The organism is bacterium (assembly GCA_030247525.1).
Lineage (GTDB): Bacteria > Electryoneota > JAOADG01 > JAOADG01 > JAOADG01 > JAOTSC01.
The window spans coordinates 1-5,974 of record JAOTSC010000192.1 but is presented as its reverse complement, the minus strand read 5'-3'; the positions used below and the strand labels follow the sequence as shown (position 1 = coordinate 5,974).

Annotated in this window: 4 protein-coding genes; all 4 read left to right on the top strand. The window is 49.0% G+C overall.

The features are described 5' to 3' along the window. Positions 1-855: TolC family protein (locus OEM52_13365; protein MDK9701125.1), on the top strand; the 855-nt coding region annotated here is incomplete at its 5' end. Then, entirely contained in the window at positions 852-2,267 is a 1,416-nt protein-coding gene (locus tag OEM52_13360) for an efflux RND transporter periplasmic adaptor subunit (GenBank protein ID MDK9701124.1), read from the top strand. The genes OEM52_13365 and OEM52_13360, both read left to right, overlap by 4 nt. Then, a complete protein-coding gene (locus tag OEM52_13355) occupies positions 2,264-5,404 on the top strand; it encodes a CusA/CzcA family heavy metal efflux RND transporter (GenBank protein ID MDK9701123.1) in 3,141 nt (1,046 codons plus the stop codon). The genes OEM52_13360 and OEM52_13355 overlap by 4 nt, the downstream gene beginning before the upstream one ends. Positions 5,405-5,665: 261 nt before the next feature. Then, the coding region (locus OEM52_13350; GenBank protein ID MDK9701122.1) for a MarR family transcriptional regulator at positions 5,666-5,974 on the top strand (309 nt) is incomplete at its 3' end.

The window sequence follows — 5,974 nt, the reverse complement described above, 5'->3', positions numbered from 1 at the left end:
GGATTACCGTTGTTTTCTGCGATGCAGGACGGCGCGACCGGCATGGTTGCGAGTGGGATGGGAAATGCCGCCGATATCTATTCCGTTGACGCGGAGCGGAGCGAATGGTTACGTAAAATCGAATCCGCCAAGACTGAAGTTGTACGCAAACAAGCGGGACTTGCCGCTGCTGTAAGTGTTCCGCCCGATTCTTCGCTCGAAGTCGATGCATTACCGGAAGCATTGCCAGAGCTACTCTCGCTCGATTCCTTGTTGGATAAGACAACACTGCAACTATCACCAGCAGTTCAGTTGGCGGAACAACGTGTCCGCGAAGCGAAAGCATCGCTCAAGTTATCGGAAAGGTCATACTTCACCGAACTCGATGTGATGTTCGCCTACGGTTACCGGTTTCCCATGAAGGTGACTTCTTCGAGTGTCAGTCATAGTGGTGAACCACTCATCGCAAATTCCACCGTGAAACAAGATGCGATGTTGAGTTTTGATGTATCGTTTCCGCTTCCGCTCAATCCGCGTTCCAATCAATTCGCAATGATTGGTGAAGAACGTATGATGCATAAGAGCAGCATCGAAAGCAAAACGGCAGTCCTATTGCAACTTAAGAAGACGATACTCGAAGAACATGCCGAGCTGGAACGATCAATACAAGAAGCAAAGACACTTCGCGAGAGAATTATCCCAAGCCGGGAAACTGCGTATCGTCAATCGTTTGCCGGATACTTGAACGGCAGTATAACGCTCATGCAAGTATCCGAATTGCAGATGAAATGGAGCATGGCGCAAATGGAGGAAGCGATGCTGCGGGCGAATGCGTGGGCATTGCGGGGAAATCTGCTGGAAAGGATTGGACAATGAAAACGATTTTATTTGTTGTTAGAATGCAAAAGAACAGCGCGGGAAAAACGGTTGTGATCGTGGTTGCGTTACTGCTCGCGCTAAGCGTTGTCGCGAATGTTTACTTGATTCGGAAATCGCACTCCGGCCAATCTACCGCATCAGCAACAGCCGAAATATATACTTGTCCGATGCATCCGCAGGTAGTAAACGATCATCCCGCCGATTGTCCGATTTGCGGCATGAAGCTGGTCAAGAAAAGTGCTGCGTCAAGTAACCCACAGATAGATAGTCTTGCCGAAGGCGTTCATCTATCTCCCTCACAGGAGATACTCGCCAACATCCGCGTCGAGCAACCGAAGCGAATGACATTTCACAATGCACAGCGTTATCCCGGAAAAGTAGTGGCGAAAAAAGATGCCGATTGGAAATTTTCTTTACGGGCAATGGCACGCATCGACTCGGTTTACATCCAAGAACCGGGTGCACAGATTCGGAAAGGTGACAAGCTCATAACGGTGCATAGTCCCGACATCCAAGCTGCCGAAGCGGAGTATTTAGGGGCACTGCGCAGCGATCCGGACAATCCAGTACGGCAAGCCGCTGTCACAAAATTGAAATCATTGGGATTAACGACTGAACATTTCGATGAATTGCGAGCTCAGCGAAAACCTCACGAGCAAATCACTTTCGCTTCCCCACTGGATGGCGTGTTAATGGAACGAATGGCAAAGGTGGGTGAATGGACGATGCCGGGAATGACGCTGCTCGATTTTGTTTCGACGAATCCGGTTTGGATCGAAGCGGCAGTCAATAGCGAAGATGCGAAACACGTTGTCATTGGCGCTCCGATGGTTGGCATCATCGGTAACGATACAATAACAACCACGGTTCGTTTTATCGGCAGTGAGTTGGATATGATGGCGAAGACGTTACCGGTTCGCGGCGAAGTACGTAACGATAACGGACAGCTCCGATTAGGCGGTTATTTAGATATCCTCGTCGGCAATATGCAACAACGAGAGTATCTGTCGGTTCCTGAGGATGCGGTTCTGCAAACGGGAAACAGCAGTCGAGTTTGGATTAAAGCCGCCGACGGCCGCTATCGACCAGTCCAAGTGATAACCGGTACTCGCGAGGGGGGACGGATAGCGATTATACAGGGATTATCCGAAGTGGATGAAGTTGCGGTGAGCGGGGCGTATTTAATCGATTCGGAATCGCAACTCAAAAATTTACAAGCTGCTCCGACGATGAGCCACCAAAAGGAAGAACCGCATACACCGACTAAAGTAACGAACACAAAATCTTCTAAGTCGTTATCGAAATACTTTTGTCCGATGCATTGCCCCGGCTCGGATTCCGACAATCCGGGGAAATGCCCGGTATGCGGAATGAACCTCGAGTTGCGAGATTCGGGAGGTTCGCAATGATTGAGAGAATTATTGCGGCAAGTCTCAACAACCGGATCATCGTATTTATCGGCATCGCATTGCTGTTAGTGTGGGGACTCTGGGCATTGCAACGAACGCCGGTCGATGCGATTCCCGATCTCTCCGACAATCAGGTTATCGTGATGACCGATTGGATGGGACGCGCACCGGAAGTAATCGAGAATCAAATCACCTATCCGATGGAAGCCGGTTTTCGCGGACTTCCCGGGGTGAAAGCCGTTCGCGGTCAATCGATGTTTGGTCTCTCGATGATCTACATCATCTTTGAGGATAAGGTCGATATTTATTGGGCGCGAACAAGGGTGATGGAGCGACTGAATCAAATCTCGCCGACCTTGCCTAAGGGGACAATGACCGCGATTGGCCCGGATGGTACCGGCGTTGGTCACGTCTATTGGTACACCGTGGAAGGAAACGGTTACGATTTAGCGAAGTTGCGTTCGGTACAAGATTGGTATATCAAGCCGGCGCTTTCATCGGTGGAAGGGGTTGCCGAAATTGCGTCAATCGGCGGTTTTGTCAAACAATACCAAGTGTTGCTCAAGCCCGACCGGTTGCAGTATTACGGGATTTCGACGATGATGGCAATGGATGCCGTCAAAAAGTCGAATCTTGATGTAGGCGGCGGATTGCTTGAGCAATCTTCGATGGAATACATGATTCGCGGATTGGGCTACATCCAATCAAAAGAAGATATTGAGCAAATCGTGGTGATGGCGACTGCGGATGGCAAACCAATTCGAATCGCCGATATCGGAATTGTACAAATGGGCGGTGCCGCCCGGCGCGGTATTCTTGAGAAAAACGGCAACGGTGAAGTGGTCGGCGGAATTGTTGTAATGCGTTATGGTGAGAATGCCCAGCAGGTAATCGACCGGGTTAAGGAGCGGATTGCGAGTATCAGTCCGGGGTTGCCGGAAGGGATTACCCTGCAGATGGCATACGACCGAAGCGATTTGATTCAACGCGCATTGGATACACTGGTACACTCGTTGTGGGAAGAGATTCTCATCGTTTCTATTGTAGTACTCATCTTCCTGTTTCACTTCCGCAGCGCTGTAGTTGTGATTATCGCACTCCCCCTCGCAATCCTCTCCGCTTTTATCACGATGTATTACTTCCGAATATCCTCGAATTTGATGTCACTTTCGGGCATTGCGATTGCAATCGGTGTGATGGTCGACGCCGGGATCGTTATCGTCGAGAATGCGTATCGGAAGCTCTCGGAAGGAACCGATGAGGATCGTAATGATATCATCAAGACTGTTTATAACTCATCGAAAACCGTCGGTCGACCGATTTTCTTTTCGTTGGGAATCATTGTTCTTTCTTTCCTCCCGGTGTTTTTACTCGAAGGACAGGAAGGCAAACTGTTTATCCCATTGGCATTTACGAAAACCGCCGCGATGGTCGCTTCGGCACTCTTAGCCATCACTTTAACACCGGTGTTATGCACGTTGCTATTGAAAGGAAAACTCAAGCAGGAGGACGACAATCCGTTGTCGCGCTGGTTAAATGCCATGTACCGTCCGATGTTGCGATGGGCACTCAATCACAAATGGACGACGCTCTGGATCAATATCATTGTGTTATTGGGAACGATAGTCCTGATGACACGGATTGGCAGTGAATTTATGCCAGCGTTAGATGAGGGGAGTTTACTGTTCATGCCGACAACGCTTCCGAATGTATCGGTGACGGAAGCGAAGCGGATTATGCAAGTGCAAGATAAAATCATTGCAGCTCATCCGGAAGTAGCGCTGGTATTGGGAAAAGCGGGACGCGCCGAAACGGCTACCGACCCCGCACCGGTATCGATGATCGAAACTATCATTCTGCTGACACCACACGAACAGTGGCGGAAGGGAATCACTCGTGACGATATCGTGGGAGAATTAGATCAGCAATTGCAAGTCCCCGGAGTATCGAACGGATGGACGCAGCCGATTATCAACCGGATCAATATGCTGGCGACCGGAGTTCGAACTGACTTAGGGATAAAAATTCTCGGTGACGATTTGCAGCAATTAGAGCAACTTGCGATTCAAGCGGAACAAATCGTTAAGAAAATTCCCGGGGCAGTCGACGTGAGCGCGGAACGGGTAATCGGCGGTAATTACATCGATGTGCGACCGGATCGAATGAAAATCGCACAATACGGCTTATCGATGGAAGAAGTATTGAGTACTGTCGAAACCGCTACTGGCGGGATGATTGCAACGGAAGTCGTGGAAGGCCGCGAACGCTATGGCGTGTTTTTGCGTTATGCATTGGATTACCGCAGCTCATTGGAAGATGTGAAACGGACAACCGTGACATCGATGAGTGGCGCGCAAGTTCCACTATCGAGTATTGCCGAGGTAACACTCCGGATCGGTGCATCGATGATAGCGTCCGAGAATTCTCATCTACGAAGTATCGTGTATCTAAATGTACGTGATCGTGATTTGGGAGGATTCGTAACGGAAGCGAAAGCCGCAATCGAACGGGATTTGAAACTGCCAGCAGGTTACTTCGTCGAATGGTCGGGACAGTGGGAACATCAGGTTCGAGCGAAACAACGGTTGCTGTTTATTCTTCCGATTGTAGTTCTGGTTATTTTTCTGCTGCTTTATTTCACATTTCATAGTTTCTCCGAAGCCGGATTAGTCATGTTGTCGGTGCCCTTTTCGCTGACCGGCGGTGCACTCCTGATCTACTTCCTCAATTACAACTTCAGTGTTGCGGTGTGGGTGGGATTCATCGGATTGTATGGGGTTGCAGTTGAGACTGGTGTGATTATGGTGGTGTATCTTCACGAAGCGTTGAATCAACGGTTACGGAACGGTGCGGTTGACCGTAACGGGTTGTACGAAGCCATCGAACAGGGCAGTGTCTTGCGATTACGGCCGAAACTTATGACCGTTGGAACCTCGATGATTGGCTTGCTCCCTGTGATGTGGTCGATGGGAACCGGCGCTGATTTAATGAAGCCGATAGCGACGCCGATGGTGGGCGGCTTGTTCACATCAGCGGTGCATGTGTTGTTAGTTACTCCCGTTATCTTTGCCCTCATGAAGGAACGTGAACTTAAGAAACACGGTAAAATTGAGGTATCGCATATCGCGGGGGATTAGAGCAACTCCACTTTTTTTCTTGCCTCAACACTCGTACATGAGCGGAATCCTCTGGTTCCGCTCACCTTTTTTTGTTGCTTAACAACGCTATTCAATAATCATACTACTCCGTAACTGAGCATGCAATTATACTTATTGATATTTAGATATTTATAACAGTTATAAGAAAAACATTTAATTCGGTTTCCTTTCTATTCGTACCACGAATTATTTGGTATCCGACTATTAAATGAGTAAATTTTAATAGGAGGGTTAACACCCATGTCAACTGAAATCATAACGGATACTACGAGCCTCGAGCGCGCTAAGAATATGGTTAGCACGTTCCCCTATTTAATGAAAGTGTTCCATCGCTTAGGCGCAGGCGCAGTATCGGAATTAGAAATTACGCTGCCACAATATCAAACGTTAGTCGCCTTTACGGTTCGCGACACCTGGAGTGTCAGCGATTTAGCGTTGTTCCTGCAAATCAAACCTCCTGCGGCGTCGGAATTGGTCGACCGCTTGGTGAAAGCGGAATTCATCGAGCGCGAAACTAATCCTAACGACCGTAGACAGACGATCCTCACC

Bases quoted from the DNA above. Each gene is read 5' to 3' on its own strand.
- OEM52_13355 (MDK9701123.1), top strand. From the start codon at position 2,264: ATGATTGAGAGAATTATTGCGGCAAGTCTCAACAACCGGATCATCGTA.
- OEM52_13360 (MDK9701124.1), top strand. From the start codon at position 852: ATGAAAACGATTTTATTTGTTGTTAGAATGCAAAAGAACAGCGCGGGA.